We start from the raw sequence: 24,939 nt of genomic DNA on the forward strand, positions 1-24,939 counted from the left end.
GCTGCCGAGATACGGATGAGCTTAAGCGGGACTGATCTTAAAATGTTCAAAATATCGCTGCGTCTGGTCAGTGACAACGGGGACCCTGCATAGGTGACAGCACTTACCGGGATCTCGCCGGACCACGAGGCCCGGGCAGGGGAAATCTCCTGCAGAACGGGCAGGCCGGTCAGGTTCAGTTCTTGGGGTGTCTCCGTGGGGCCGGGATCCCGCCTTCAGCGGCCAGAAGAGGCGTTAAATGCATTGGCCTCCTGGGGTCTGCCGATCGCTCGCAAGTTCCGCGAGCTGTGTTCGGAGCGTGGCTGGGAGGTATCGCTGATCATCGTTCAGGAGTTTCGCAATGATGACGTGCTGGAGAAGGGCATACCTCTGAGCCCGGAAGTCGTCGAGACGCTGGCCGTCGCGGGTGCCGGAGTGGAAATCGACCAGTACGTCTACCATTGACGTCCCTTTGTGACCTGTCCAGTTACAGTAGCGCCGGCGGGTGGCTCTGCCACCGGTCGCCGTCGCGGAACCTGATCTGGATCAGGAGTCGTCTGGTGCGGGTCACAGTGGCACTCCGGCGGCGGCCACCACGGCTTCTCTCCTTACTGGATGGTCTCCGATGGAAGCAGGTCGCCGAATCGGTCATCAATTCTAGTAATACGCATGCCGGCGCCTTGTTCATGGTTTGGAACCTAGATGAATGATGGCCGAGAAGATGCGGTCGCTACCGTACGCAACATCGTGAGGGCGCTGGCAAGACTGGCGCTGCCTGCGGAGGTTCAGATAGAGCTCTTGGAGAAAGCGCATCTTCCCTCCGACGAGTTGGCGCTCGACTTCGAATGGTCGATCAGCACGCTCTGGCAGGCCAGAGAAATCGGGCTGATCGACCAGCGGATCGAGGAAGAGTTGATGGGGATAGATCGTCGCCTTGGTTCGATCGGCGGCCCGGAGCACGCTGAACTGTGGGAGGACGCGGCTCTACGTGCGCACCCTGTATGGGAAAACGTCCGCACACGCGCTCGGGAAGTGCTCGGGAAAATTCACTCCGCCACCGGTATCTCGCCGCCGAGTGAGGACGTGTTCCGTGCCGGGGAGTTCGACTTGCATTGAACGGCTCGACGACCGAGGCGACGACCGGCCCTGGACTCCCGCCGGCCGACGAAAGGGCGGGCGGCGGGTGGTCGTACCCCTGCCGGGTCCCCCCTCTTCCGGTGTCCTTGGCCGCCGCCTGCGGCCGGCGCGGCAGGGCCGACAGCGGGGGATCAGCGGGATGGCCGGGGTTCGGTGTCGGCCTGGCGCACGAGGGCGATCAGGCGTTCCGGGGTCACCGCCTCGACGACCAGGCTGGTGGCGTGGGGGTCGCGGGAGAAGGCGCAGAACTTGCGGCGCCAGGGGGCCCAGAGGATGAGCCAGCCGGGGTGATCCTGCTGGAGCGTGTCGGCGACCTGGTAGGGGTCGGGAGCGAGTGCCACGATGAGGTCGGCCGGGCCGGACGAGGCGACGCCGTTGATCAGCATGGCGTGACCGAGAGCTTGGCCCAGACGACCTTGCCACCGGTGACCTGCGGGCGGTAGCCCCACTGGGCGGCGCAGGTCTCGACCAGCAGCAGGCCGCGCCCGCCCTCGTCGTCGAGGCCGGCGTCCGTCCGGTGCGGCGGCCGGTCGCTGGCGTCCCACACCTCGATCACGGCGTAGCCACCGGCCAGGTGCAGGCCGACACAGATGGCGGGCAGGCCGCCGGACAGCTCGCCGTAGTCCGGGCTGTCGGTGGCCAGGCCGGTGGCGCGGACGGCGTTGGTGCTCAGCTCGGACACCACCAGCTCGGCGGTGTCCGCGAGGTGGGGGAGGGCCCACCTGCGCAGCAGCTCGCGGACGTGCCGCCGCGCGGTGCGCACCGAGCCGGGCAGGGCCGCCAGCGCCAGCCGGCTCCCCGGGGACGGCTCCGCCGCCCGGACACTCCTCGTGTTCACAGTGCTGCCCCAATCATGAGATCTCGGACAGAGAGCGCGCAGGCGAACCGTGGCTTGAGATCCCTGCTTGGCCTGCGCTGGATCGCAACGCCGAGTAATGTATTGACTACTCTTCGCTTGCGTCAAGGGAGAACGCAAGGTAGGCATTTGCGTATAGGGCATATAGGAAGGATCTCGGCATGGCACCTCGGGCCACCCCCACTGTCCGGCTTCGACGGCTGGCCGCGGAACTGCGCAGGCTGCGTACGGCGGCCGGCCTGACCAGGGACGAGGTGACGGAACAGACCGGCATCAACGGGGCGACGCTTTACCGTCTTGAGGCGGCCCGTGCCCGTCCGCAGGTACGGACACTCCGGGCGCTGCTTGATCTGTACGGCGTTGACGGGCAGCTACGCGCGGAACTCCTGGCGATTCTCAAGGAGTCGGCCGAGCGCGGCTGGCTGCATACTTTCGAACCGGAGTTGCCGGATCAGTACGCCGCCTACATCGGCTTCGAGCAGGAAGCGAGGCGCCTGCTCAACTTCGAGTCGTTGTTCATCCCAGGGCTGCTCCAGACGGAGGACTATGCCCGGGCGGTCATTCAGGGAACACTCCCCATGGCGAGCCGGGACGAGTTGGATGGACGCCTCGAAGCCCGAATGCGGCGTCAAGCGCTGTTCGCGCGGCCCGAGCCGCCACACCTCTGGGCGGTCATCGACGAGGCCGTCCTGCATCGCCGCGTCGGTGGGGGCAAGGTAATGCGAGCGCAGTTGCAGCGGCTACTTGAGGTCGCGGACGAGCCGTACGTCACCCTCCAGATCGTACCGTTCGGCTCGGGTGCGCATCCCGGCATGCACGGAAACTTCATCATCATGCAGTTCGACCAGCAGGGTGGTGACGTCATCTATCTAGAAAGCATGACGAATGACCTCTTTCTGGAGAGTGACACGGATATTGATCGATATAACGTGGTCTTCGAGCATCTTCGGGCGGTCTCCTCAAGTCCTGCGGCCACCCGAACCATGGTGGGGGCCGTGCTCGCCGAGACGATGAACTGAGAGGAAGTGTGGCATGGCTGTGACACCCGACCTGTCCCGTGCTGTGTGGCGGAAGAGCCGCCGGAGTGGCGGAAACGGCGCGTGCGTCGAGATGGCGGCGGTCGGTGACGTCATCGCCGTCCGGGACAGCAAGAATGCGGAGGGGCCGGTGATGGTGCTGGCGCTGTCCGGCTGGCGGGCCTTCGTCGGCGGGGTGCGGGCCGGCGCGTTCGAGGCCGCCGGCTGATCGGCGGGGAAGGGCGGAGACTCGCTGGTCGGGGTCTCCGCCCTTCTCGTGCGGCCGCCGGGCATTATAAATCTACGTTGTAAAGGCGCCGGGTCTGGTCAGCTCCGCGAACAGCGGGATGGCCGAACCCGGCGCGGGGTCAGCCGGTGGTGCGGGTGAGGTGGAAGGTGAGGCCGAGGTCGGCGTCGTGGTGAGCCGGCAGGTCGCCGTCGGGGGAGCCCTCGGTGACGGTGCTGGCGAGCACCTCCTCGGCGACCCGGCCGCCGCCGGCGCGCAGCGCGTCGGCCAGGTCGCCGGAGGCGGTCCACCACAGGTCGATCCGGTCGGTGATGGACAGCCCGCTGGTCTTGCGGGCCTCCTGCACCAGGCGGATCACCTCGCGGACCAGCCCGGCCCGGACCAGCTCGGGGGTGAGCGCCAGGTCCAGCGCCACCGTCTCGCCGGCGCCGCTGCCGACCGCGCCGGTCTCCACCGCCCAGCCGGCCCGCGGCTGCTCGTTGATGATCACCTCGTCCGGGCCGAGGGTGACCTCCTGGCCGTCCACCTCGACGGTCGCGCTCTCGCCGGCCCGGATCCGGGCGGCGAGCGCGGCCGGGTCGGCGGCGGCGACCGCCGCGGCGACCGCCTTGGTGCCGCTGCCGAACCGCTTGCCGAGGGTCCGGAAGTTCGGCTTGACGGTGAAGGACACCAGGTCGGCGGAGAAGGCCGATAGGTCCTCCAGCGCCTGGACGTTCAGCTCGTCGGCGATCAGCTCGCGCAGCTCGGCGGGCAGCGACGGCCAGCGGGCCGCGCCGACCAGGGCCCGGCCGAGCGGCTGGCGGGTCTTCACCCCGCTGCCGGCCCGGGCCGACCGGCCGAGCTCGACCAGCCGGCGCACCAGCGCCATCCGCTCCGACAACGCCGGGTCCAGCAGCTCCTCGCGCACCTCCGGCCAGCGGGCCAGGTGCACCGAGGCGGGGGCGTCCGGGGCGCGCAGCGCGTCCCACACGTGGTCGGTGAGGAACGGCACGATCGGCGCCATCAGCCGGGTGACCGTCTCCAGCGCCTCGTACAGGGTGGCGAACGCGGCCGGGTCGCCGCTCCAGAACCGGCGGCGGGACCGGCGGACGTACCAGTTGGACAGGTCGTCCAGGAAGTCGGTGATCCGCCGCCCGGCCCGCGCGGTGTCGAACGCCTCCAGCGCGCCGGTCACCTCGCCGATCGTGCGGTGCAGCTCGGCCAGCACCCACCGGTCGATCAGCGGCCGGTCGGCATGCGCCGGCGCCGGGGTCTGCGGCGACCAGGACTCCGCGCTCGCGTACAGGGTGAAGAAGGAGGTGGTGTTCCAGTAGGTGAGCAACACCTTGCGGACGATCTCCTCCAGGGCGGCGTGGCCGACCCGGCGCGGCGACCACGGCGAGCCGGAGGTCGCCATGTACCAGCGCAGCGCGTCGGCGCCATGCTGGTCCATCAGCGGCACCGGCTGCAGCACGTTGCCCAGGTGCTTGCTCATCTTGCGGCCGTCCTCGGCCAGGATCAGCCCGAGGCACAGCACGTTCTCGTAGGAGGACCGGTCGAACACCAGGGTGCCGACGGCCATCATCGAGTAGAACCAGCCGCGGGTCTGGTCGATCGCCTCGCAGATGAACTGGCCGGGGAAGGCCTGCTCGAAGGTCTCCTTGTTGAGGTGCGGGGCGCCCCACTGGGCGAACGGCATGGCGCCGGAGTCGTACCAGACGTCGATCACGTCGGCGACCCGGCGGGCCGGCTCGCCGCAGTCCGGGCAGGGGAAGGTCACGTCGTCGACGTAGGGCCGGTGCGGGTCGAGCGCGGACAGGTCACGGCCGGCCAGCCCGCCGAGCTCGGCGAGCGAGCCGACGCAGGTCACGTGGGTCTCGTCGGCCGAGCACACCCACAGCGGCAGCGGGGTACCCCAGTAGCGCGACCGCGACAGCGCCCAGTCGACGTTGTTGCGCAGCCACTCGCCGTACCGGCCCTCCTTGATCGTGGGCGGGAACCAGTTGGTGCGCTCGTTCTCGGCGAGCAGCCGGTCCTTGATCTCGGTGGTGCGGATGTACCAGGACGGCAGCGCGTAGTACAGCAGCGCGGTGTGGCAGCGCCAGCAGTGCGGGTAGCTGTGCTCGAAGTGCCCGCCCCGGAACAGCAGGCCGCGCTCGCGCAGGTCGGCGGTGAGCGGCTCGTCGGCGTCCTTGAAGAACGTGCCGCCCACCAGCGGGACGTCGGCGGTGAACCGCCCGTCCGGGCCGACCGGGTTGACCACCGGCAGGCCGTAGCGCTTGCAGGTGACCATGTCGTCGGCGCCGAACGCGGGGGCCTGGTGCACCAGGCCGGTGCCGTCCTCGACGGTGACGTAGTCGGCCAGCACCACGTAGTGGGCGTCCGGCATGTCGACCAGCTCGAACGGCCGGGCGTAGGGGGTGTGCTCCAGCTCGGCGCCGGGCACCCGGCCGGTGACCGTCCAGCCCTCGCCGAGGGCGGCCTCCAGCAGCGGCTCGGCCACGATGACCGGGCGCTCGCCCTCCTTGGCGGCGACCACGTAGGTCACCTCCGGGTGCACGGCCACCGCGGTGTTGGACACCAGCGTCCACGGGGTGGTCGTCCAGATGAGCAGGTCGGCGCCGGCGAACCGGCCCGAGGTCACCGGCAGCCGCACGTACACCGACGGGCTGGACACCGTCTCGTACCCGCCGGGCTGGCCGAGCTCGTGGTCGGACAGGCCGGTGCCGCAGCGCGGGCAGTACGGGGTGATCCGGAAGTCGCGGAACAGCAGGCCCTTGTCCCAGATGACCTTCAGCGACCACCACACCGCCTCGACGTAGGCGGGGTCCATGGTGCGATAGGCCTGGGACATGTCGACCCAGTAGCCCATCCGCTCGGTCATCTCCTCGAACGCGTCCACGTGCCGCAGCACCGACTCGCGGCAGCGGGCGTTGAACTCGGCGATGCCGTACGCCTCGATCTCCGGCTTGCCGGACAGCCCGAGCTCCTTCTCCACCGCCACCTCGACCGGCAGCCCGTGGCAGTCCCAGCCGGCCTTGCGGGGCACGTGGTAGCCGCGCATCGACTTGTAGCGGGGGAAGACGTCCTTGAAGACGCGGGCCTCGACGTGGTGCACGCCGGGCATGCCGTTGGCGGTGGGCGGCCCTTCGTAGAAGACCCAGGACGGGCCGCCGGCGTTCTGCTCCAGCGAGCGCTGGAAGACCTTGCCGTCCCGCCAGCGGGCCAGGACCTCGGTCTCGACGGCGGGCAGGTCGACCTGGGCGGGGAGCGGGCGGAAATAGGGGCCGGACATCGGCGGTGGACCTCCACGCGGGTGTTTCACGACGGCGTGGAGGGACGAGGCCGTGCGGGCCCCGCGGTACCACCCTCCTTGGCCCGGGTCCGGAATATCTTCCGAACCCTGGCCCACTCTTGTTTCTCGCGGCCGGTTCTACTGCGCCGCGGCCGGCTCTGCGGCCGGCGCGGCGGTTCTTCCGGCGGCTCCGGGGTGATCTTCCCTCCGGCTCTCGCCCCGGGCTCGCACCCTCCCCGGGTCGCTCCGGCGAGTGGGCCTGGAGGTACTCGTCCCCATCGACGCCTTGCGGATTTCCACGATATCCCATATCCGGGCCGGGCATCCCCGCCATCCGCGTCCCCGGCGGCGGCGGGAATTCCGGCCGGGCGATGCAGGCGGCCCGGTCTCGACCTGGTGACGCGGTAACCGGCGCGGCAAGCCCTCGGTAGCGGGCCGGAGATCTTCGGTAACCGCCGGGAAACCGGGCGAACGGTCCCGGGGTTACGGATGGCGTAAACGGTCGGCGCGTCGTTTGTTCTTCTGATATGGCCGACCTATGCTTCCCGCACTGCTCAACTGGTCGATCGGCGAGGAGGCCTTCATGGCCGGTGTGGCGCGGGCGGCGAAGACCGCTACGGGGACCGACGGTGGCACCACGTGGACCGGCGAGGAGCTGGCCGAGGTCCGCGCCCGGCTGGTCGGGGAGATCGAGGAACTGAACGCCGAGATAACCCGCTCGGAGTCCCAGATAGCCTCGGGGGACATCACCGACAGCGCGGGCGACGACCAGGCGGACGCCGGCGCCAAGACCTATGAGCGGGAACGCGAGATCGCCCTTACCCTGAATGCGCGGGACCTCGTCGCGCAGAACGAGCGGGCGGTCGCCCGGATCGACGCGGGAACATACGGAGTGTGCGAATCGTGCCACCAGCCGATCGGCAAGGAGCGCCTGCAGGCGTTCCCCAGGGCGACGCTGTGCGTGTCGTGCAAGCAGCGGGAGGAGCGCCGCTGACCCCCTCGCCGCCGTCCGACGCGGCGGCGGCCGGCACGCCGCCGGCGGTGCCCCGGCGGCGGCGGATCGCGGTGCTGGCCGGGCTGGCGGTGCTGGTGTACGTCCTGGACCTGGTCAGCAAGATCCTGGTGGTCGACCTGCTGGAGGGACGCGAGCCGGTCACCGTGATCGCCGACGTCCTCCGGCTGCGGGTGATCCGCAACTCCGGTGCGGCGTTCAGCATCGGCACCGGGCTCACCGTCGTCCTCACCGTGATCGCGATCGGCGTCGTGGTGGCGATCCTGCGCACCGCGCGCCGGCTGCGCAGCCTGCCCTGGGCGGTGACGCTCGGCCTGCTGCTCGGCGGCGCGCTCGGCAACCTCACCGACCGGGTCTTCCGCAGCCCGTCGCCGCTGCAGGGCCACGTGGTCGACTGGATCGAGGTCTTCCCGGTCACCCGGTTCCCGATCTTCAACGTCGCCGACTCGGCGATCGTCTGCGGCGGTTTCCTGGCCGTCTTCCTGGCCTGGCGCGGGCACCAGATCGACGGCACCCGGGCCGGGGACGAGTCCGCCGCCCCGGCCGGCGCCACCGAGGCCGCGGCCGCACCGGGCGCCGCGCACACCCCGGAGGCCACGCACGCCCCGGAGGCCACGCACGCCAGGGACGCCGGGGACGATGCCGGGCCGGCCGCTCCCGCCGGGGTCGCCAAGCCCGCCGGGGCCGGCGCGTCCGGCGGGGTCGCCGAGCCCGCCGCGATGAGCGAGTCCGCCGGGGCCGCCGAGGCGACCGGATCGCGGGAGGGGGAGCGGCATGGGTGAGCAGCGCAGCCTGCCGGTGCCCGACGGCCTGGAAGGCGAGCGGCTGGACGCCGCGCTGGCCCGGCTGTTCGGCTTCTCCCGCACCCGGGCCGCCGAGCTGATCGCCGCCGGCGACGTGCTGCTGGACGGATCGGCCCCGGCCAAGTCCGACCGCGTGCACGCCGGCGCCTGGCTCGACGTGGTGATCCCGGCGCCGCCCGCCGCACCGGTGCCGGTCGCCGAGCCGGTGCCCGGGATGCGGGTGCTGCATGAGGACGACGACATCGTGGTGATCGACAAGCCGATCGGCGTGGCCGCCCATCCGACCGTCGGCTGGACCGGGCCGACCGTCCTCGGCGGCCTGCTCGGCGCCGGTCACCGGGTGGCGACCAGCGGCGCGGCCGAGCGCCAGGGCATCGTGCACCGGCTGGACGCCAACACCACCGGGGCGATGGTGGTGGCCAAGAGCGAGACGGCCTACTCGCGGCTCAAGCGGGCGTTCAAGGAGCGCACGGTGGAGAAGCGCTACCACGCGCTGGTGCAGGGGCATCCCGACCCGCTGCGCGGCACGGTGGACGCGCCCATCGACCGGCACCCGGCCGGCGACGGCAGGTTCGCCGTGGTCGCCGGGGGAAAGCCGTCGATCACCCACTACGACACGATCGAGGCGTTCCGCGCGGCTTCGCTGCTCGACATCCGGCTGGAGACCGGCCGCACCCACCAGATCCGGGTGCACATGTCCGCCATCCGCCATCCGTGCGTCGGGGACCTGGCCTACGGCGCCGACCCCAGGCTCGCGGCCCGGCTGGGGCTGACCCGGCAGTGGCTGCACGCGTTCTCGCTGGGGTTCGAGCATCCGGCCACCGGCGAATGGGTCTCCTTCACCAGCGACCATCCCGCCGACCTGGCCCGCGCACTGGAGATCGTCCGCGCGGAGAGCTGACCGCGGCGTCCTACGCTCCCGCGTGGCGTCTGGCCCCTGTCCCGGCGCTGGGCTCCGGCGGCCGTTAGGCTTCGTGCTCCGCGGTGCGCGGGGCTCGCGCGTTCCGTCGTCATGGCCGGCGGGCGTGCGTCCGACGAGAGTGAGGATCGTGATCATGCTGGTGGCGGATGAGAGCCGTGGCCCTCGCGGCGTCGGACAACACCAGCCCGCGACGCGGCCCGACATCTGGAATCTGCACGCCGATCCACCCGCGGTGCGCGCCGCCGCGCGGGCGTGGCGGTCGCTGGCCGGCAGCGCCGGCACGCTGGCCGATGACGTCGACGGCGCGGCCGGCCGGGTGCCTGACTGGCGCGGGGCCGGCGCGGAGGCGTATCGCGCCCACCGGGCCAGGCTGGACGCACACCTCGGCGAGATCGCCCGGCTCGCCGAGGAAGCGGCCGCGGCGCTCGACGGGACCGCCGTCGCGCTGGAGACGATCCAGGAGGCGCTCACCGCGTCCCTGGCCGGCGTGGGCTGTCGGTACGTGGCCGACGACACCGCTCTCGGCGGCGTCGTGACCTTCTACCCCGATGACGACGCGGACCTGACGTCGATCGAGTCGGCCGTCGCCGCCGCGCGCCGGGGCCGCGCCGATCTGGACGGCCGCCTTCGCGTCGCCGCGGACGCGCTGAAAAAGGTGCGGGCCGGGATGCTGGGCATCGCTCCGCTGGGGAACGCGGGCGAGCCGGCGTTCGCCCTGCCGCCGGGCACGCCCGGACCGGACGGCGTGGAGGTGATCCGCGACGGCGACCGGCTTGTCGTCGACGTCGGCGACGGTGACGACAAGGTTGCCTACTATGTCGACCCCCTGACCGGCATGCGGGTCCTCAACGTCAACGGCAGGCAGTACGTGATCCCGTCCGGGGTGGAGCTCACCGTCCTGGCGGGGGACGGCGCGGACACGGTGACGTCGTCGGTTCCGGCGGACGGCATGGTGATCCTGGGCGGCGCGGGGAACGACGACATCAGGACCGGTGCGGGCGGCCAGACCGTCCTGGCGGGCCTGGGTGACGACACGGTGCTCACCGGAGGCGGCGCCGACCGGGTGTACGCGGGCTGGGGCTACGACCGGGTGGAGGGCGGCGACGGCGACGACAAGATCCACGGCGGTCGCGGGAACGACATCGTCAGCGGGGGTGCCGGGAACGACCTGCTGGACGGGGACCGGGGCGACGACGTGCTCGGCACGCACGACGAGGACTGGCGGCACCCTGGGCACCAGCCGGAGGACGGGAACGACCGGATCTACGGTTCGGGGGGAGACGACACCGTCCACGCCGGCGCCGGCGACGATGCCGTCGACGGCGGCGAGGGCGACGACCGGCTGCACGGGGACGGCGGGAACGATCGGCTCGCCGGGTCCCAGGGGGTCGACTACCTGGAGGGGGGCGCCGGGGACGACACCCTGTCCGGTGGTGCCGGTGAGGACGTTCTGTACGGGGGGGAAGGCGCCGACGCGCTCGACGGCGGGGACGACCGCGACTATCTTGAGGGCGGCCGCGGCGATGACCAGCTCAGCGGCGGTGCCGGTGACGACCTGCTCTCCGGCGGCCGTGGCCACGACGTACTGCACGGCGGGGCCGGTGACGACACCGCGTACACCGGCCAGGGCCACGACTCCTTCATCGGCGATGCCGGGAACGACAAGGTGTACGGGCAGACGTCCGGGCCGGACGGCGATTGCCTGACCGCCGAGCAGGTCACCGAGGTCGCCTACGATCCACGGGCCGGTGCGGAGATCGAGATCGAGGGTTCGCCGGAGTTCAGGTCCCGGGTCGGCGACGACCTGGACATGTTGCGGTCGTCGCCGGCCGGTACGCGAATGCTGGGCGAGGTGGACCGGCTGATCAACGAGGAGACCTGGCGCGACGGGGTCCACCTGAAGGAGTCGACCACCGCCGGCATCGACGGCCAGGTGAGCGGATTCGGGAAAGGCGGTCTCACCATTTCGGTGAACCCCTCGACCATCACCCAGGACTACCGGCTCGTGCCCGGCGTGACGCTCCACCACGAGTTGGCCCACGTCTACGACGACGGTATCGGGGGAGTGGACCACGAGTCGTTGTATCGGGGGTTGGACAATTACGCGGTTCCCAACAGTGAGCGCCAGGCGGTGGGCCTGCCGATCGACCGGGACGGCGACGGCGTTCCCGACGACCCCCATGACCATCCTGGGCACCCGTACGTGCTCACCGAGAACGCCCTGCGCGAGGAGATGCGCTGGCCGCGGCGTACGGAATATTGATCGTCAAGGACCATGAACGCGACGGCCGGGCGGTGCCTAGAATCGTCGCCATGACGGACGAACTGTCGGCGGATCCGGTGACACTGGCGCGTTTCGCCCGGGAGGTCCTCGTGGCCACCACGGCGTTCACCGACGCGATCGACGACACCCGGGACGGGTGGTCCGTCCCGGCCGCGGCCTTCGGTGACACATCGGCCGCACCGGCGGTCGCCGCTGCGGCCGAGGTGCTCCGCGACGAGACCATCGCCAGGCTCTCCGACGTCCAGGACGTGCTGACGACCGACGTCGAGTCCCTCTACCAGGTGGCGTTCGCCGTCCAGTCCGCCGAGGAGGCGAACACCGCCCGGCTGAAGGAAGTGGGCTGACGGCCGAGCGGACGGCAGAGCCGGCGTGGGCGGTCACGCTCCCGGCCGGGACAGGTGGTCAGGCGCTGAGGCGGGCCAGGGCGCCGGTGGCCGCCGCACCTTCGAGGGCCTTCACCGGCCCCTTCTTGCCCTTGCCGCTCGCCTTGCCCTTGGCCTTGCCGTTCACGCCGGCCGCACCCGTGCCGAGGCCGTTCTGTGAGGCGCCCGGCCCTGGCGGGACGCCGGCGCCGGCATCCTGCCGGCTCTTGGTGGGCTTGGGGGAGTTCTTGCCGGTCGGCTTGGCCGGAGCCTTCCCGGTCGGCTTGGCGGACGGGCCCTTCTTGTCTTCGGCCTTCTTGTCTTCCGCCTGCTTGTCCGCGCGGTCGTCCTTGGGCTTCGTGCTGCGCGAGGGGGCCGACACCGAGGAACGCGACGCGCGCTGCGGGGTCGAGCGGTAGGTCCCCTGCGGCTCGCGGCGGGCGACGGTCTCGGCCGCGGGCTGCGCGGAGGGGGTCACCGAGACGGTGACCCGCACGGTGGGGGAGGTGACCGGCGTGGTGCGCACGTCCGCCGTCCGGGCGGTCACCCAGGCCATCCCGCCGGTGACCAGCCCGACCGACATGACCAGGGCACTGACGCCCGCCACGGCGATCCCGCGCCCGCCGCCGGTCCGGCGCGGCTGCGGCGGAACGTTCCCGGGCGCGGCGACCGGCGGGGCCTGGGCCCCCGGGCGGGTGGCCGTGGCGGGCATGGGCAGCGCGGGGGAGGTGGCCTCGGGCTGGATGCCGGCCGCCACCATGCGCAGGTAGTGCTCGGCCTCGTCGGCGGTGAGCCGGTCGGCCGGGTCCTTGCGCAGCAGGCCGGCCAGCACCGGGCCGAGCGGCCCGGCCAGGCGCAGCGGCGCGGGCGGGTCGTGCATGACCGCGCCGAGCGTCGCCAGCGGGTTGCCGCGCTGGAACGGGGAGCGGCCCTCGACCGCCACGTACAGGGTGACGCCGAGCGACCACAGGTCCGACGCGCGGGTGGCCTGGCCGCCGGCGGCCCGCTCGGGCGCGATGAACGCCGGGGTGCCGATCAGCGTGCCGGTGCGGGTCACCGGCGAGTCGTCCTCGAGCGTCGCGATCCCGAAGTCGGTCAGTACCGCACGCCCGCTGTCGGTGGCCAGCAGCACGTTGTCCGGCTTGACGTCCCGGTGCAGCACCCCGGCCCGGTGGGCGGCGCGCAGCGCGGCCAGCACCTCCAGGCCGATCCGCGCCACCCGTTCGGCCGGCAGCGGGCCGCGGTCGCGCACCACGGCGCCGAGCGTGGCCGACGGCACCAGCTGTAGCACGATCCACGGGTGCCCGTTCTCCTCGAACACGTCGTAGACCGTGGCCACTCCCGGGTGGCCCACCCGGCCGGCGGCGCGCGCCTCCCGGAAGGTGCGCTCCATGAAGATCTCGCGTTCCGTACCGGTCAGTTCCGGCGGCGCGATGAGCTCCTTGACGGCGATCTCGCGTCCGAGAATGGCGTCATGAGCACGCCATACGGTGCCCATCCCGCCGCGGCCGATCGGCTCGATGAGACGGTATCGGCCTGCCACTACTCGGTCGATGACCTGGGAGGAATCCGTCATGACGCCCGAGCTACCCGATTTCTAGCGCCGCATTCCTCTATAGTCAGGAAGCCCGAAAAGTAGCTGCAAACCTGTCAAATCGGTCAGGGTCCCGTTTCCACTCCCTCTCCGGCACCTGCCAGTAGAGGGCGAAGTGCCGGCCGCTCCTGGTGGTGAAGAGCAGATCCACCACGTGGACCGGCCCCGACTCCGGGCGCCAGGTGAACTCCCAGCGGACCGCCGGCCGGCCCTGGAACCTGAAGTACAGCCGGGTGATCCGCCGATAGCCGGGCAGCCGCTTCTCCGCCAGCGAGCGCCGCTCCACGATGCCCGTCGCCGTCCAGGCGTCCCGGGCGTCCCACCGGGTGGTGTCCACCAGCAGGTAGCCGGGGTCACCGGGCCGCCGGAACCGTACCCGGGCCTCCTCACGGCCGAACTCCACCCAGTCGCCGGGCAGCCGGGCGACGAAGCCGAGCCGGTCCAGGTGGGCCTTGGAGAACTCGCCCGGGGACGGCCGGGCCGAGGCGGTGCCCCCGGTGCTCGGGGTGGTCGCCGGATCTACGGCGGCGGCCGACCCGGTGGCGGTGCCTGCCGGGGTCACGGTGCGGGGCGCGGCGGAGGTGTTCAGGGCGGTGGCCGGCGTCGTCCTGCCCGACCCGGTCACCGGGGAGGTGGAGGGCCGGAGGGCGTACCAGCCGGCGGCGCCCAGCCCGGCCAGCAGCAGCGCGCCGGCCGCGGCCACGGCGGCCCGTCGTCCACGCGGCCGGCCGCCGGGTCCGGGCCGCACGGTTTCGGGCCGCACGGGTCCGGGTCGCATCGGGCCCGCCGGCGCCGGCGCCGGGACGGTGCCGCCGGCGATCCGCTCCAGCGCCGCGGCCGCCTCGGCGGCCGTCATCCGGCGCTCGGGCTCCTTGCGCAGCAGCCCGTCGATCACCGGCGCCAGCGGGCCGGCCAGCCGCACCGGGTCGGGCGGATCGTTCAGCACCGCCGCCATCGTGGGCACCGGCGCGCCCCGGTCGAACGGGGGCCGCCCTTCCACCGCGGCGTACAGGGTGGCGCCGAGCGACCACAGGTCGGAGGCCGGGGTGGCCGGGCGGCCGGCCAGCCGTTCGGGGGGCAGGAAGGCGGGCGTGCCCGACAGCTCGCCGGTCGCGGTGAGCGCCGTCTCCTCCGGCAGCGTCGCGATGCCGAAGTCGGTGAGCACCACCCGGTCCTCCCCGGCCAGCAGGACGTTCTCCGGCTTGACGTCGCGGTGCAGCACGCCGGCGGCGTGCGCGGCCCGCAACGCCGAGAGCACCCGGGTGCCGACCGCGGCGGCCCGGGCCGGCGACAGCGGGCCGTCGGTGCGGATCACCTCGCCCAGCGACCGCGACCGGACCAGCTGCATCACGATCCACGGCCGGCCGTCCTCCTCGACGACGTCGTGCACCACCACGACCGACGGGTGGTCCAGCCGGCCGGCGGTGCGCGCCTCGCGGATGGTGCGCCGGTTGAACGCCGCCCGGTCCTGCTCGCTCAGCGCCCGGTACAGCACCTCCTTGACCGCGACGGGGCGGTCGAGCAGCTCGTCGTGGGCCAGCCAGACGATGCCCATGCCGCCCTGGCCGAGCCGATCCAGCAGCCGGTACCGACCGGCCACCCAACGTCGCGTATCGGCGGTCACCCTCCGCCCGTCCCTTCTGTGGCGTGTCCGCATCGTCCCACGACGCGGTGCGGGCGGCGGCCTACTTGTCGGGCTTGAAGGTCGCGGTGAAGGTCTGGAAGTGATCCAGGTACTTCTTCCAGTCCTTCGCCGCCGTCTTCCACACGATCGCGTACCCGTGCCGCTTGTCGGTGACGAAGCCCCGGTCGATGACGTGCGACTGGCCGTTGCCGAAGGTGAACTCCCAGTCCGCCGCGGTCTTCCAGTAGCCCTTCACCTCGCGGATGGCGATCAGCTTGTAGCCGGGGAAGTTGCCGCTCATGCCCGGCACGTCGCGTTCCCAGGTCTTCTTTGCGTCCTTCTCCGGGCTGCTCGTCTGCGCGATCTCCAGGTAGGCGTGCGGGTCCGGGCCGCGGAATCGGGCCCGAGGGCCGATGTCCCGCTCGAACCGCCACTTCTTGGGCAGCGCGATGGAGAAGCCGGAATGGTGCTTGTAGCGGTGCCAGCCGGCCGGCACGTCGGCCGCGGAGGACTTCTCCGGCTTTGGTGACTTGCTCGGGCTCGCCGCCGGCGTCGGCGAGGCGGGCGCGGACGACGCCGGCTCCGACGTCGCCGGGGCCGAGGTGGACCGGTCGCCGCCCGGACCGCCGGAGGCCGCCGGATCGCCGGAGGCGGCGCCGCCGCCGGCCTCGCGCAGGCCGAGCCACAGCGCGATGCCGCCAACGATCAGCAGGGCGGGGATGGTCAGCAGCGCGATGCGCAGCAGCGGCAGCGGGCGGTGCCCGGTGCCGGCCGGGTCCGGCGGCGCTACGGGCGGGGCGCCCGCCGCCGCGGTCTCCGCCGGCGCCGCCGTGCGCGCGGTCTGGGCCGGGGCCGCCGAGCGCGCCGTCTCCGCCGGGCCGGGCGTGGCCGCCGCGGCGGCCGGCGCCGTGTAGGGGCGCCGGCCGGCCGGGCCGGCGGGCACGGCGCCCGCGGCGGAGCCGGTCTTCCTCGGCGGCGCGCCCGGCGGCCGGACCGGCTGCACGGGTGCCTTGAGCTTCTTGGTGCCGGTGCGGGCCGGCGCGGGCGTGGCGGCCGGCCGCTCGCCGGTGCCGGCCGCGCGCCCGTTCCCGCCGTCCGGGCGGGCGGTGCCGTCCGGGCCGTCAGGTTCGGCGGATGCCGGGGCGGCCCCGGCACCGTCCGCCCGGGGGCCGGAGTCCTGGCCGGCGCCGGACCGCGCTCCGGATCGCGGTCCGGACGCGGTGCCGGGCCCGGTGCCCGGATCGGTGCCGGAGCCGGCGCCCGGATCAGTGCCGGAATCGGGTCCGGAATCGGGTTCAGAGTCCGGCCGGCCGGGACCGGGCCGCGCGCCCGCCGCGCCGGCGCCCGCGCCGGCGGCCGGTGCGGCCGATCCGGGCCGGGGCGGCGCGGGACGCCGCCCGGACTCCGGCGAGCGCCGGGGGGCCGGGGCCTGGCGCAGCGACCCCATTTCGCGCAGCGCCTCGCCGCCCTCGCGGGCCCGGGGCACCGCCCCGGCCTCCGCCGGGGACACGACCGGGGGCGCTGCCGGGGCCTCGGCGGAGGCGGAGGCCGCCGGGGCGGCGGTGGAGCGCTCCTGGGCCACCGCGCGCAGCATGCGCTCGGCCTGGTCGGCGCCCAGCCGGCGGTCGGGGTCCTTCTCCAGCAGGCCGAGCAGCACCGGGGCGAGCCGGCCGGCGCGCTTGGGCGGCTCGGGGGCGTCGGTGAGCACCGCGTGCATGGTCGCCATGGCCATGCCCTTGTCGTGCGGCGGGCGGCCCTCCACGGCGGCGTACAGCGTCGAGCCGAGCGACCACAGGTCGGACTCGCGCTGCGCCGCGCTGCCGCGCAGCCGCTCCGGGGCGATGAACGCCGGCGTGCCGACCAGGCCGGTGCGGGTCATCGTCGTGTCGGTCTCCATGCGGGCGATGCCGAAGTCGGTGAGCACCACCCGGCCGTCCTCGGTCAGCAGGACGTTCTCCGGCTTGACGTCGCGGTGCAGCACGCCGGCGGCGTGCGCGCTGCGCAGCGCCTCCAGCACCTGCAGGCCGATGTCGGCCACCATGCGCACCGGCAGCGGCCCGTCGTCGCGCAGCACCTGGCCCAGGGAGCGCGAGTCGACCAGCTGCATGACGATCCAGGGCCGGCCGTCCTCCTCGATGACGTCGTGCACCACCACGACGTTGGGATGGGTCAGCCGGCCGGCGGCGCGCGCCTCGCGCAGCGTCCGCTGGTTGAGCTCGGCCACCTCGTCGTCCTGGGGATCGCCGGGGTAGCGGACCTCCTTGACCGCGACCGGGCGGTCCAGCAGCTCGTCGTGGGCCCGCCAGACGATGCCCATGCCACCCCGGCCGATCGGCTCCAGCAGCTGGTAGCGGTCGGCCACCCGGCGTCCCTGCCGCCGTCCGTTCGGCCGTGCTTCCGACATCACCCGGCGCTACCCCCTTTCAGGCGAATGAATCGTCCCATAGCGGTGCGCCGGTGCAAACGTGGCGGCCGGCGTACCGTCCGCCATCTGAGATCGCACGTCCATCTGGCGGCCGCCCGCTGATAATCTCGCTGCCATGACTTGCGGTTTCGTCGCCTCCCGGCGGGTTCCGGGAAGTTCGGGCCGGTATCGGATGATCTAGCGAGCACCCGGAGCCGGACGAGGGCGGAGGCGAGGGGCGTCGCTGCCCTTTCGCTGCCATCGCCCTCCCCGCCGGCCCGTGGACGACGCGGCCGGCCACCCAGGATAGGGAGCCGACATGTCATCGACCGTGCAGACAGTAGCGCACACCGTCCGCGTCCGGAGCGTCACCCTCGGAGACGGCCCGGTCCTGGTCGTGGCGGGTGCCGGCGGATCCCCGGACGGTGATCGCGCCGATGGCGGTCCCGGGCCCGCGGGCGCCGACGTCCGCTGGCTCGCCCCGCGGCCCGGCCGGGCCGCGGCCGAGCTCGCCGCCGCCCGCGCCGGGCGGGACGTCCCGGTGCTGGCCGAGCCCGCCACCGACGCCGACCTGCCCGCGGTGGCCGCCGGCGCCGACGGCGTCGTGGTCGGCGCCGCCTGGGCGCGCGATCCGGCCCGGCTGGCCGCCGCCGCCCGGCTCGGGCTGCCGGTCGTCCTGCAGCGGCCGCCCGGCGCGGACCTGGCCGAGTGGCTGGAGCTGGCCGCGCGGTGCGCCGGCGCCGCCGGGGTGGCGCTGTGCGAGCCGGGGGAGGGAACGGCGGGCGAGCCGCCGGCCGCCGACCTCGGCCTGGCCGCCGCGGCGCGGGAGCGGTCCGGGCTGCCGGTGCTCGCCGCGCCCGGCACCCGGTTGGCCGCCGCGACGGTCGCCGCCGGGATGGACGGACTGTGGCTGCCGGCCGGGGCCGGCGAGGCGGAGGCCGCCGCGGCCCGGGAGGCGGCGACCCTGGTCGGCGCGCTGCTGCGGCCGCAGTCCCCGGCCACCCTGGCGAGCGCGCGGGGCGCCATCGACCGGGTGGACGCCGCGCTGGCGGTGCTGCTGGAGCGGCGCGCCGCGCTGGCGGGCACCGTGCAGCGGCTCAAGCCGGTCGGCGGGTTCGCCGGGCGGGACGCCGAGCGCGAGCGGCGGCTGGTCGCGGCGATGGCCCGCCGGGCGCCCCGGCTGGGCGAGGCCCGGCTGGCGCCCATCATGAACGCGGTCATCGAGGCCGGCCTGCGGCTCAGCGAGGACGCCCCCGCCGCCGGCCCGCGTCCCCGCGGCTGACCCCCGGGGGCCGGCGGGTCACGATTGGGACCCGAGGGCCTGGTGTGCGGCGAGAGGCGCCGGCACGGCGTAGGCTCTCATCCGCCGCACCGGATCGACGGGGAAAGGGACGGCCCGCATGGCTGATTCGTTCGTGCATCTGCACGTCCACACCGAGTACTCCATGCTCGACGGGGCGGCGCGGCTGAAGCAGATGTTCAAACAGGTCGGCGACCTCGGAATGCCCGCCATCGCGATCACCGACCACGGCAACATGCACGGCGCCTACGACTTCCACCGGCAGGCCACCGCGGCCGGCGTCAAGCCGATCCTCGGCATCGAGGCCTACGTCGCCCCCGAGTCCCGGCTGAACAAGCGGCCGGTGCTGTGGGGCGAGCCGCACCAGAAGAGCGACGACGTGTCGGCCGGCGGCTACTACACGCACATGACGATCTGGGCGCGCAACGCCACCGGGCTCGGCAACCTGATGAAGCTCTCCTCGCGCGCCTACACCGAGGGGTTCGTCCGCAAGTGGGCGCGGATGGACGCCGAGCTGCTCACCGAGCACGCCGACGGGCTGATGGCCACCACCGGCTGCCCGTCCGGCGAGGTGCAGACGCGGCTGCGCCTCGGGCAGTACGACCGGGCGGTGGCCGCCGCGGCCCGCTACCAGGAGATCTTCGGGAAGGACAACTACTTCCTGGAGATCATGGACCACGGGCTGGACATCGAGCGCCGGGTCCGCGACGGGCTCACCCGAATCTCCGCCGAGCTCGGCATCCCGCCGCTGGTCACCAACGACTCGCACTACACCTACGAGTCCGACTCCACCTCGCACGACGCGCTGCTGTGCATCCAGACCGGCAAGCAGCTGTCCGACCCCGACCGCTTCCGCTTCGACGGCTCGGGCTACTACATCAAGTCCGCCGACGAGATGCGCGCGGTGGACTCCTCCGACCTGTGGGCCGAAGGCTGCCGCAACACGCTGCTGGTGGCCGAGAAGGTCGAGCCGGAGGGCATGTTCACCTTCAAGAACCTGATGCCCACCTTCCCGGTGCCCGACGGCGAGACCGAGGAGAGCTGGTTCCGCAAGGAGATCGAGGCCGGCATGCGCCGCCGGTTCCCCGAGGGGGTGGACGAGGAGCACCGCCGCCAGATCGACTTCGAGATGGGCGTCATCCTGCAGATGGGGTTCCCCTCGTACTTCCTGGTGGTCGCCGACTTCATCATGTGGGCGAAGAACAACGGCATCCGGGTCGGCCCGGGCCGCGGGTCGGCGGCGGGCTCGCTGGCCGCCTACGCCCTCGGCATCACCGACCTCGACCCGCTGCCGCACGGCCTGATCTTCGAGCGGTTCCTCAACCCCGACCGGGTGTCCATGCCCGACGTCGACATCGACTTCGACGAACGCCGCCGGGCCGACGTGATCCGGTACGTCACCGAGAAGTACGGCGCCGACAAGGTCGCGATGATCGCCACCTTCGGCACCATCAAGGCGAAGGCGGCCATCAAGGACGCCGCCCGCGTCCTCGGCTATCCCTACGCGCTCGGCGACAAGGTCTCCAAGGCGTTTCCGCCCGCCGTCATGGGCAAGGACATCCCGCTGTCGGGCATCTTCGACCCCGAGCACCCCCGGTACAACGAGGCCGGCGAGCTGCGCAGGCTCTACGAGGAGGACGTCGACGTCAAGGCGGCGATGGACCTCGGCCGCGGCCTGGAGGGCCTGATCCGGCAGACCGGCGTGCACGCGGCCGGCGTGATCATGTCGTCGGAGGTGCTGACCGACTACATCCCGATCATGCGCCGGGACGCGGACGGCGCGATCATCACGCAGTTCGACTACCCGACCTGCGAGACGCTCGGCCTGCTGAAGATGGACTTCCTCGGCCTGCGCAACCTCACGATCATCGACGACTGCCTGAAGATGATCGAGGGCAACACCGGCACGATGATCGACCTGCTCAAGCTGCCGCTGGACGACGCCAAGACCTACGAGCTGCTCGGCCGCGGCGACACCCTCGGGGTGTTCCAGCTGGACGGCGGCGGCATGCGCTCGCTGCTGCGGCTGATGAAGCCGGACAACTTCGAGGACATCTCCGCGGTCGGCGCGCTCTACCGGCCGGGCCCGATGGGCGCCAACTCCCACACCAACTACGCGCTGCGCAAGAACGGCCAGCAGCAGATCACCCCGATCCATCCGGAGTTCGAGGAGTCGCTGGCCGAGATCCTCGGCACCACCTACGGCCTGATCGTGTACCAGGAGCAGGTCATGGCCATCGCGCAGAAGGTCGCCGGGTTCTCGCTCGGCAAGGCCGACCTGCTGCGCCGGGCGATGGGCAAGAAGAAGAAGGCCGAGCTGGACAAGCAGTTCGCGTCCTTCGAGAAGGGCATGAAGGACAACGGCTACTCGGCCGCGGCCATCAAGACCCTGTGGGACATCCTGGTCCCGTTCTCCGACTACGCCTTCAACAAGGCGCACAGCGCCGCCTACGGCCTGGTCTCCTACTGGACGGCCTACCTGAAGGCCAACCACCCGGCCGAGTACATGGCCGCGCTGCTGACCTCGGTGAAGGACGACAAGGACAAGTCGGCGCTCTACCTCAACGAATGCCGCCGGATGGGCATCAAGGTGCTCCCGCCGGACGTCAACGACTCCGACTTCGACTTCACCCCGCGCGGCAGCGACATCCGCTTCGGGCTGTCGGCGGTCCGCAACGTCGGCGGCAACGTGGTGGACGGCATCATCACCGCTCGCCGGGAGAAGGGCCGTTTCGCCGACTTCAAGGACTTCCTGCGCAAGGTGCCGGCCATCGTCTGCAACAAGCGGGTGGTCGAGTCCCTGATCAAGGCCGGCGCGTTCGACGCGCTCGGGCACGTCCGCAAGGGCCTGATCATGGTGCACGAGCAGGCGGTGGACGCGATCATCGACATCAAGAAGAACGAGGCGATCGGCCAGGACTCGCTGTTCGGCGCGGTGGACGGCGCCGAGGACCAGACCTTCGACGTGCAGATCCCGGCGGGGGAGTGGGACAAGACCACCCTGCTGGTGTTCGAGCGCGAGATGCTCGGCCTGTACGTCTCCGACCATCCGCTGTTCGGCGTGGAGCACATCCTGTCGGCCGGCGCCGACTGCTCGGTGGCGGCGTTGCAGGGCGAGGAGCGGCCGGACGGCCAGGTGGTCACCGTGGGCGGCATCCTCACCGGCCTACAGCGCAAGGTCACCAAGAAGGGCGACACCTGGGTGCTCACCACCCTGGAGGACCTGGAGGGCGCCATCGAGGTGATGATCTTCCCATCTGCCTACCAGCTGTGCGCGACGGTGCTCGCCGAGGACGCCATCGTCTTCGTCAAGGGCCGGCTGGACCGCCGGGAGGACGTCGCCAAGATCGTGGCGATGGAGGTGACCGCGCCCGACCTGTCACAGGAGGCGGGCGGGCCGCTGGTGGTCAGCCTGCCGCTCACCCGGTGCACGCCACCGGTGATCGGCCGGCTGAAGGAGGTGCTGACCACCCACCGCGGCACCACCGAGGTGCACCTGCAGCTGCACAACGGCGCCAAGACCACCGTCATGCGCCTGGACGACCGGCTGCGGGTGGCCCCCTCGCCGGCCCTGATGGGCGACCTCAAGCAGCTCCTCGGCCCCGCCTGCCTCAGCGCCTGACCCGGCTCCGGCCGGTCCGGTCCGGCGCCGCCGGCGGGTGCGCGTCCGGCGGCCGGCCCAGGTCAGGAGCGGGGAGGGTGCCGGACCCCGGGCACGTTCCAGCCGCGGCCGGGACGCCGGCCGGAGGTGGTTTCACCAGCCCGGATAGCCCCCCGGGCCGGGGGCGGCCGGGTCGGCGGGGGCGGGCACCGCGTCCGCCGGCGGGCGGGACCACCGCGGCCGGCGGGGCAGTACGTACACCTCGACCTCCGGCCAGAACGGGTCGGCGCCGGGACCGCCGGCCGGCCGGCGGTGCCCGCGCCGGCGCCCGCCCGGCGGCTCGCCGCCGTCCCACGGCTCTCCGGGGCCCAGGGCCTGGTCCTCCGGCCGCAGGCCCGGCGTGCTGCCGCCGCCGAACCGCGCCAGGTCCGGCGGGGTGAACGGGGTCGGCGGCACGTCCCGCAGCGCCCGTTCCATCGAGGCGACCCAGATCGGCCCGGGCAGCGTGGCGCCCTGCACGCCCCCGTAGGACCGCCCGCCGATCTCCACGCCGGTCAGCGGGTACTTGTAGGCGCCGCGGATGTCGCCCAGGCTCACCGCGGCCGAAAGGTCGGGGGTGTAGCCGGCGAACCAGGCCGAGGTGTACCCGTTGTTGGTGCCGGTCTTGCCGGCCGCGTCCCGGCCGATGCCCTGCCCGCGCATGGTGCCCCGGGTGAACACCCCGGTCAGGATGTGGCTCACCGCGTCGGCGACCGCCGGTTCGATCGCGCCGGTGCAGCTCGGCCGGATCGGGGTCCGCCGCCCGTCCCGCTCGGCGATCTCCATGATGGCCTGCGGGCGGCAGTAGCGCCCGCGCGCGCCGAAGGTGGCGAACGCCGCCGCCACCGTCACCGGGTCCATCTCGTTGGCGCCGAGGGTGAACGTCGGCACCTCCCGCAGCGGGCGGCCGTCGGCCCGGGCGATGCCGGCCGACCGGGCGGTGCGCACCACGTCGCACAGGCCCACGTCGCGCTCCAGCATCATGTAGAAGATGTTCACCGACTGCCAGGTGCCGGTCGCGATGCTGTACGGTCCGCCGCGGCCCTCGCCGCCGGCGTTGTGGATCACCGTGTCCGGGGCGTCCACCCGGTGTCCCGAGCAGTCGCGGTACCCCGAGGACGGCACGAAGCTTCCGGGCGTGTCGAAGCCCTGGTCGAAGCGCCACCCCTTGGCCAGCGCGGTGGCCAGCGTGAACACCTTGAACGTGGAGCCGGCCTGGAAGCCCTGTCCGCCGCCGTGCGCCATGTCCGCGGCCAGGTTGTAGGTGGTGCGCGGCCCGTCGGCGCGGTCGCCCCGGTTCGCGCCGTACTTCTTGCTGGCGGCCAGCGCGCGGATCCGCCCGGTACCGGGTTCCACCATGGCCTCCGCCGCCACCTGGGAATCCTTGGCGTGGACGTGCGCGGCGATGGCGTGATCGGCGGCCCGCTGGGCCGTGCGGTCCAGGCTGGTCCTGATCACCAGGCCGTCCCGGTAGAGCCGGTGCTCCCGCTCGGCCCGCGTCTGCCCGAAGGCCGGGTTGGCGCCGATCTCCCGCTGCACGTACAGGCAGAAGAACGGGAAGTCGCTCTCGGCGCACCCGCCCGGCTCCGGGCGTGGGTTCAGCGCCAGCGGCGCCGCCCGGGCCGCGTCCGCCGCCGCCCGCGGGACCATCTTCAGCCGGGCCATCCGGTCCAGCACCAGGTCGCGGCGCTCGCGCAGCCGCCGCTGGTGCCGCCGGCCGAGGGTCGGGTCGGTGAGGTAGGGCGTGCGCACCGCGCCGGCCAGGGTGGCGGCCTGCGGCAGCGTCAGCGCCGCCGCCGAGGTGCCGAAGAACCGCCTGGCGGCGGCCTGCACGCCGAAGGCGCCACCGCCGAAATAGGTGATGTTCAGGTACCTGGTCAGGATCTGGTCCTTGGTGTACTTGCGTTCCAGGGTCACCGCGTACCGCAGTTCCTGCAGCTTGCGGCGGATGCTCGGCGCGCGGGCCAGGACGCGCTCGGACTCCGAGCGGGCGTTCTGCAGCAGGATGTTCTTGACGAGCTGCTGGGTGAGGGAGGATCCGCCCTGCCGGATGCTCCCGGCCCGCGTGTTGGCGATGATCGCGCGCAGCGTGCCCTTCAGGTCGAGGCCGGCGTGCTCGTAGAAGCGGGCGTCCTCGATGGCCACGATGGCCTTGAGCATGACCGGCGCGATCCGGTGGATCGCCACCGACTGGCGGTTCTGCACGTAGAACTGGGCGAACACCCGCCCGTGGCGGTCCAGCAGCCGGGTGCGCTCCGGCAGCGGCGCCTCGCGCAGCACCGCCGGCACCTGAAAGAAGTCGTGCGCGGTGTCCCTGGCCAGCACCCCGGCCCCGCCGACCGCGGGCAGCGCCAGCCCGGCGACCAGCAGCCCGCCGGCCACACCGGCGCCGGCCAGCAGCAGGACGGCCGCCGCCACCGGGCGTTCCCGGCGGCGGGCGGACTCGCCGCCGGGCTCCCGGCGGGCGGCGGATCCGAAGGTCACG

At 72.8% G+C, this 24,939-nt stretch carries 18 protein-coding genes; 11 read left to right on the forward strand and 7 right to left on the reverse strand.

Annotation, left to right across the window (positions count from 1 at the left end):
- The first annotated feature begins 93 nt into the window (after positions 1 to 93).
- On the forward strand, positions 94 to 444 hold the full coding sequence (locus Sru01_RS09235; protein ID WP_203983487.1) for a DUF4279 domain-containing protein: 351 nt from the start codon (positions 94 to 96) through the stop codon (positions 442 to 444).
- 237 nt (positions 445 to 681) lie between these two features.
- Positions 682 to 1,095, forward strand: coding sequence for a hypothetical protein (locus Sru01_RS09240; protein WP_203983488.1), 414 nt, complete (start codon positions 682 to 684; stop codon positions 1,093 to 1,095).
- Positions 1,096 to 1,247: 152 nt separating this feature from the next.
- Here Sru01_RS09240 and Sru01_RS09245 read toward each other — a convergent pair whose 3' ends face one another.
- Entirely contained in the window at positions 1,248 to 1,502 is a 255-nt protein-coding gene (locus Sru01_RS09245; protein ID WP_203983489.1) for a hypothetical protein, read from the reverse strand.
- A complete protein-coding gene (locus tag Sru01_RS09250; protein ID WP_239137185.1) occupies positions 1,496 to 1,954 on the reverse strand; it encodes an ATP-binding protein in 459 nt (152 codons plus the stop codon). Before Sru01_RS09250 ends, Sru01_RS09245 begins: the two co-directional genes overlap by 7 nt.
- Before the next feature lie 179 nt (positions 1,955 to 2,133).
- On the opposite strand from Sru01_RS09250, the gene Sru01_RS09255 reads away from it, so the two are divergent.
- Together Sru01_RS09255 and Sru01_RS09260 are read left to right on the forward strand one after the other, a co-directional pair.
- Entirely contained in the window at positions 2,134 to 2,991 is an 858-nt protein-coding gene (locus Sru01_RS09255) for a helix-turn-helix domain-containing protein (RefSeq protein ID WP_203983491.1), read from the forward strand.
- Positions 2,992 to 3,004: 13 nt separating this feature from the next.
- Positions 3,005 to 3,217 (forward strand): DUF397 domain-containing protein, encoded by a 213-nt coding sequence (locus Sru01_RS09260; protein WP_203983492.1) that lies wholly within the window; start codon positions 3,005 to 3,007, stop codon positions 3,215 to 3,217.
- 139 nt (positions 3,218 to 3,356) lie between these two features.
- Here Sru01_RS09260 and ileS read toward each other — a convergent pair whose 3' ends face one another.
- Positions 3,357 to 6,509 carry an isoleucine--tRNA ligase gene (gene ileS, locus Sru01_RS09265; protein ID WP_203983493.1) on the reverse strand — a complete coding sequence of 1,051 codons (3,153 nt, stop codon included), beginning with the start codon at positions 6,507 to 6,509 and terminating at the stop codon, positions 3,357 to 3,359.
- 583 nt (positions 6,510 to 7,092) lie between these two features.
- On the opposite strand from ileS, the gene Sru01_RS09270 reads away from it, so the two are divergent.
- The 5 genes from Sru01_RS09270 to Sru01_RS09290 all read left to right on the forward strand — a co-directional run bounded on the left by Sru01_RS09270 (position 7,093) and on the right by Sru01_RS09290 (position 11,874).
- On the forward strand, positions 7,093 to 7,503 hold the full coding sequence (locus Sru01_RS09270) for a TraR/DksA family transcriptional regulator (RefSeq protein ID WP_203983641.1): 411 nt from the start codon (positions 7,093 to 7,095) through the stop codon (positions 7,501 to 7,503).
- The gene (lspA, locus tag Sru01_RS36445) at positions 7,467 to 8,303 is read left to right on the forward strand and encodes a signal peptidase II (protein WP_307811988.1); all 837 of its coding nucleotides are present in this window, start codon (positions 7,467 to 7,469) and stop codon (positions 8,301 to 8,303) included. The genes Sru01_RS09270 and lspA overlap by 37 nt, the downstream gene beginning before the upstream one ends.
- The gene (locus Sru01_RS09280; RefSeq protein WP_203983494.1) at positions 8,296 to 9,225 is read left to right on the forward strand and encodes an RluA family pseudouridine synthase; all 930 of its coding nucleotides are present in this window, start codon (positions 8,296 to 8,298) and stop codon (positions 9,223 to 9,225) included. Before lspA ends, Sru01_RS09280 begins: the two co-directional genes overlap by 8 nt.
- A 154-nt stretch (positions 9,226 to 9,379) precedes the next feature.
- Positions 9,380 to 11,509 carry a M91 family zinc metallopeptidase gene (locus tag Sru01_RS09285; protein ID WP_203983495.1) on the forward strand — a complete coding sequence of 710 codons (2,130 nt, stop codon included), beginning with the start codon at positions 9,380 to 9,382 and terminating at the stop codon, positions 11,507 to 11,509.
- A gap of 50 nt (positions 11,510 to 11,559) precedes the next feature.
- Positions 11,560 to 11,874, forward strand: a complete 315-nt coding sequence (locus Sru01_RS09290; protein WP_203983496.1) for a hypothetical protein — start codon at positions 11,560 to 11,562, stop codon at positions 11,872 to 11,874.
- Between the two features lie 58 nt (positions 11,875 to 11,932).
- Here Sru01_RS09290 and Sru01_RS09295 read toward each other — a convergent pair whose 3' ends face one another.
- The 3 genes from Sru01_RS09295 to Sru01_RS09305 all read right to left on the reverse strand — a co-directional run bounded on the left by Sru01_RS09295 (position 11,933) and on the right by Sru01_RS09305 (position 17,514).
- Positions 11,933 to 13,468, reverse strand: coding sequence for a serine/threonine-protein kinase (locus Sru01_RS09295; protein WP_203983498.1), 1,536 nt, complete (start codon positions 13,466 to 13,468; stop codon positions 11,933 to 11,935).
- Positions 13,469 to 13,511: 43 nt separating this feature from the next.
- Positions 13,512 to 15,086, reverse strand: coding sequence for a serine/threonine-protein kinase (locus tag Sru01_RS09300; protein ID WP_203983500.1), 1,575 nt, complete (start codon positions 15,084 to 15,086; stop codon positions 13,512 to 13,514).
- A gap of 85 nt (positions 15,087 to 15,171) precedes the next feature.
- A complete protein-coding gene (locus Sru01_RS09305; protein ID WP_203983501.1) occupies positions 15,172 to 17,514 on the reverse strand; it encodes a serine/threonine-protein kinase in 2,343 nt (780 codons plus the stop codon).
- A gap of 895 nt (positions 17,515 to 18,409) precedes the next feature.
- On the opposite strand from Sru01_RS09305, the gene Sru01_RS35440 reads away from it, so the two are divergent.
- Both Sru01_RS35440 and dnaE read left to right on the forward strand, forming a co-directional pair.
- Positions 18,410 to 18,796: a chorismate mutase gene (locus Sru01_RS35440; protein WP_373869510.1), complete on the forward strand. Its 387-nt coding sequence runs from the start codon at positions 18,410 to 18,412 to the stop codon at positions 18,794 to 18,796.
- 118 nt (positions 18,797 to 18,914) lie between these two features.
- Complete coding sequence (gene dnaE, locus Sru01_RS09315; protein WP_203983503.1) at positions 18,915 to 22,436, forward strand: DNA polymerase III subunit alpha; 3,522 nt, start codon at positions 18,915 to 18,917, stop codon at positions 22,434 to 22,436.
- 132 nt (positions 22,437 to 22,568) lie between these two features.
- Here the strand turns inward: dnaE and Sru01_RS09320 are convergent, their stop codons facing one another.
- A complete protein-coding gene (locus Sru01_RS09320; protein ID WP_239137187.1) occupies positions 22,569 to 24,938 on the reverse strand; it encodes a transglycosylase domain-containing protein in 2,370 nt (789 codons plus the stop codon).
- Position 24,939: the final 1 nt, after the last annotated feature.

Origin of the sequence: Sphaerisporangium rufum (assembly GCF_016863395.1) — a bacterium.
In the GTDB taxonomy this organism is placed as follows: domain Bacteria; phylum Actinomycetota; class Actinomycetes; order Streptosporangiales; family Streptosporangiaceae; genus Sphaerisporangium; species Sphaerisporangium rufum.

Coding starts and splice junctions, on each gene's coding strand:
- Sru01_RS09240 (WP_203983488.1), top strand. CDS start 682: ATGAATGATGGCCGAGAAGATGCGGTCGCTACCGTACGCAACATCGTG.
- Sru01_RS09245 (WP_203983489.1), bottom strand. CDS start 1,502: ATGCTGATCAACGGCGTCGCCTCGTCCGGCCCGGCCGACCTCATCGTG.
- Sru01_RS09255 (WP_203983491.1), top strand. CDS start 2,134: ATGGCACCTCGGGCCACCCCCACTGTCCGGCTTCGACGGCTGGCCGCG.
- Sru01_RS09260 (WP_203983492.1), top strand. CDS start 3,005: ATGGCTGTGACACCCGACCTGTCCCGTGCTGTGTGGCGGAAGAGCCGC.
- ileS (WP_203983493.1), bottom strand. CDS start 6,509: ATGTCCGGCCCCTATTTCCGCCCGCTCCCCGCCCAGGTCGACCTGCCC.
- Sru01_RS09270 (WP_203983641.1), top strand. CDS start 7,093: ATGGCCGGTGTGGCGCGGGCGGCGAAGACCGCTACGGGGACCGACGGT.
- Sru01_RS09280 (WP_203983494.1), top strand. CDS start 8,296: ATGGGTGAGCAGCGCAGCCTGCCGGTGCCCGACGGCCTGGAAGGCGAG.
- Sru01_RS09285 (WP_203983495.1), top strand. CDS start 9,380: ATGCTGGTGGCGGATGAGAGCCGTGGCCCTCGCGGCGTCGGACAACAC.
- Sru01_RS09290 (WP_203983496.1), top strand. CDS start 11,560: ATGACGGACGAACTGTCGGCGGATCCGGTGACACTGGCGCGTTTCGCC.
- Sru01_RS09295 (WP_203983498.1), bottom strand. CDS start 13,468: ATGACGGATTCCTCCCAGGTCATCGACCGAGTAGTGGCAGGCCGATAC.
- Sru01_RS09305 (WP_203983501.1), bottom strand. CDS start 17,514: ATGTCGGAAGCACGGCCGAACGGACGGCGGCAGGGACGCCGGGTGGCC.
- Sru01_RS35440 (WP_373869510.1), top strand. CDS start 18,410: ATGGACGGACTGTGGCTGCCGGCCGGGGCCGGCGAGGCGGAGGCCGCC.
- dnaE (WP_203983503.1), top strand. CDS start 18,915: ATGGCTGATTCGTTCGTGCATCTGCACGTCCACACCGAGTACTCCATG.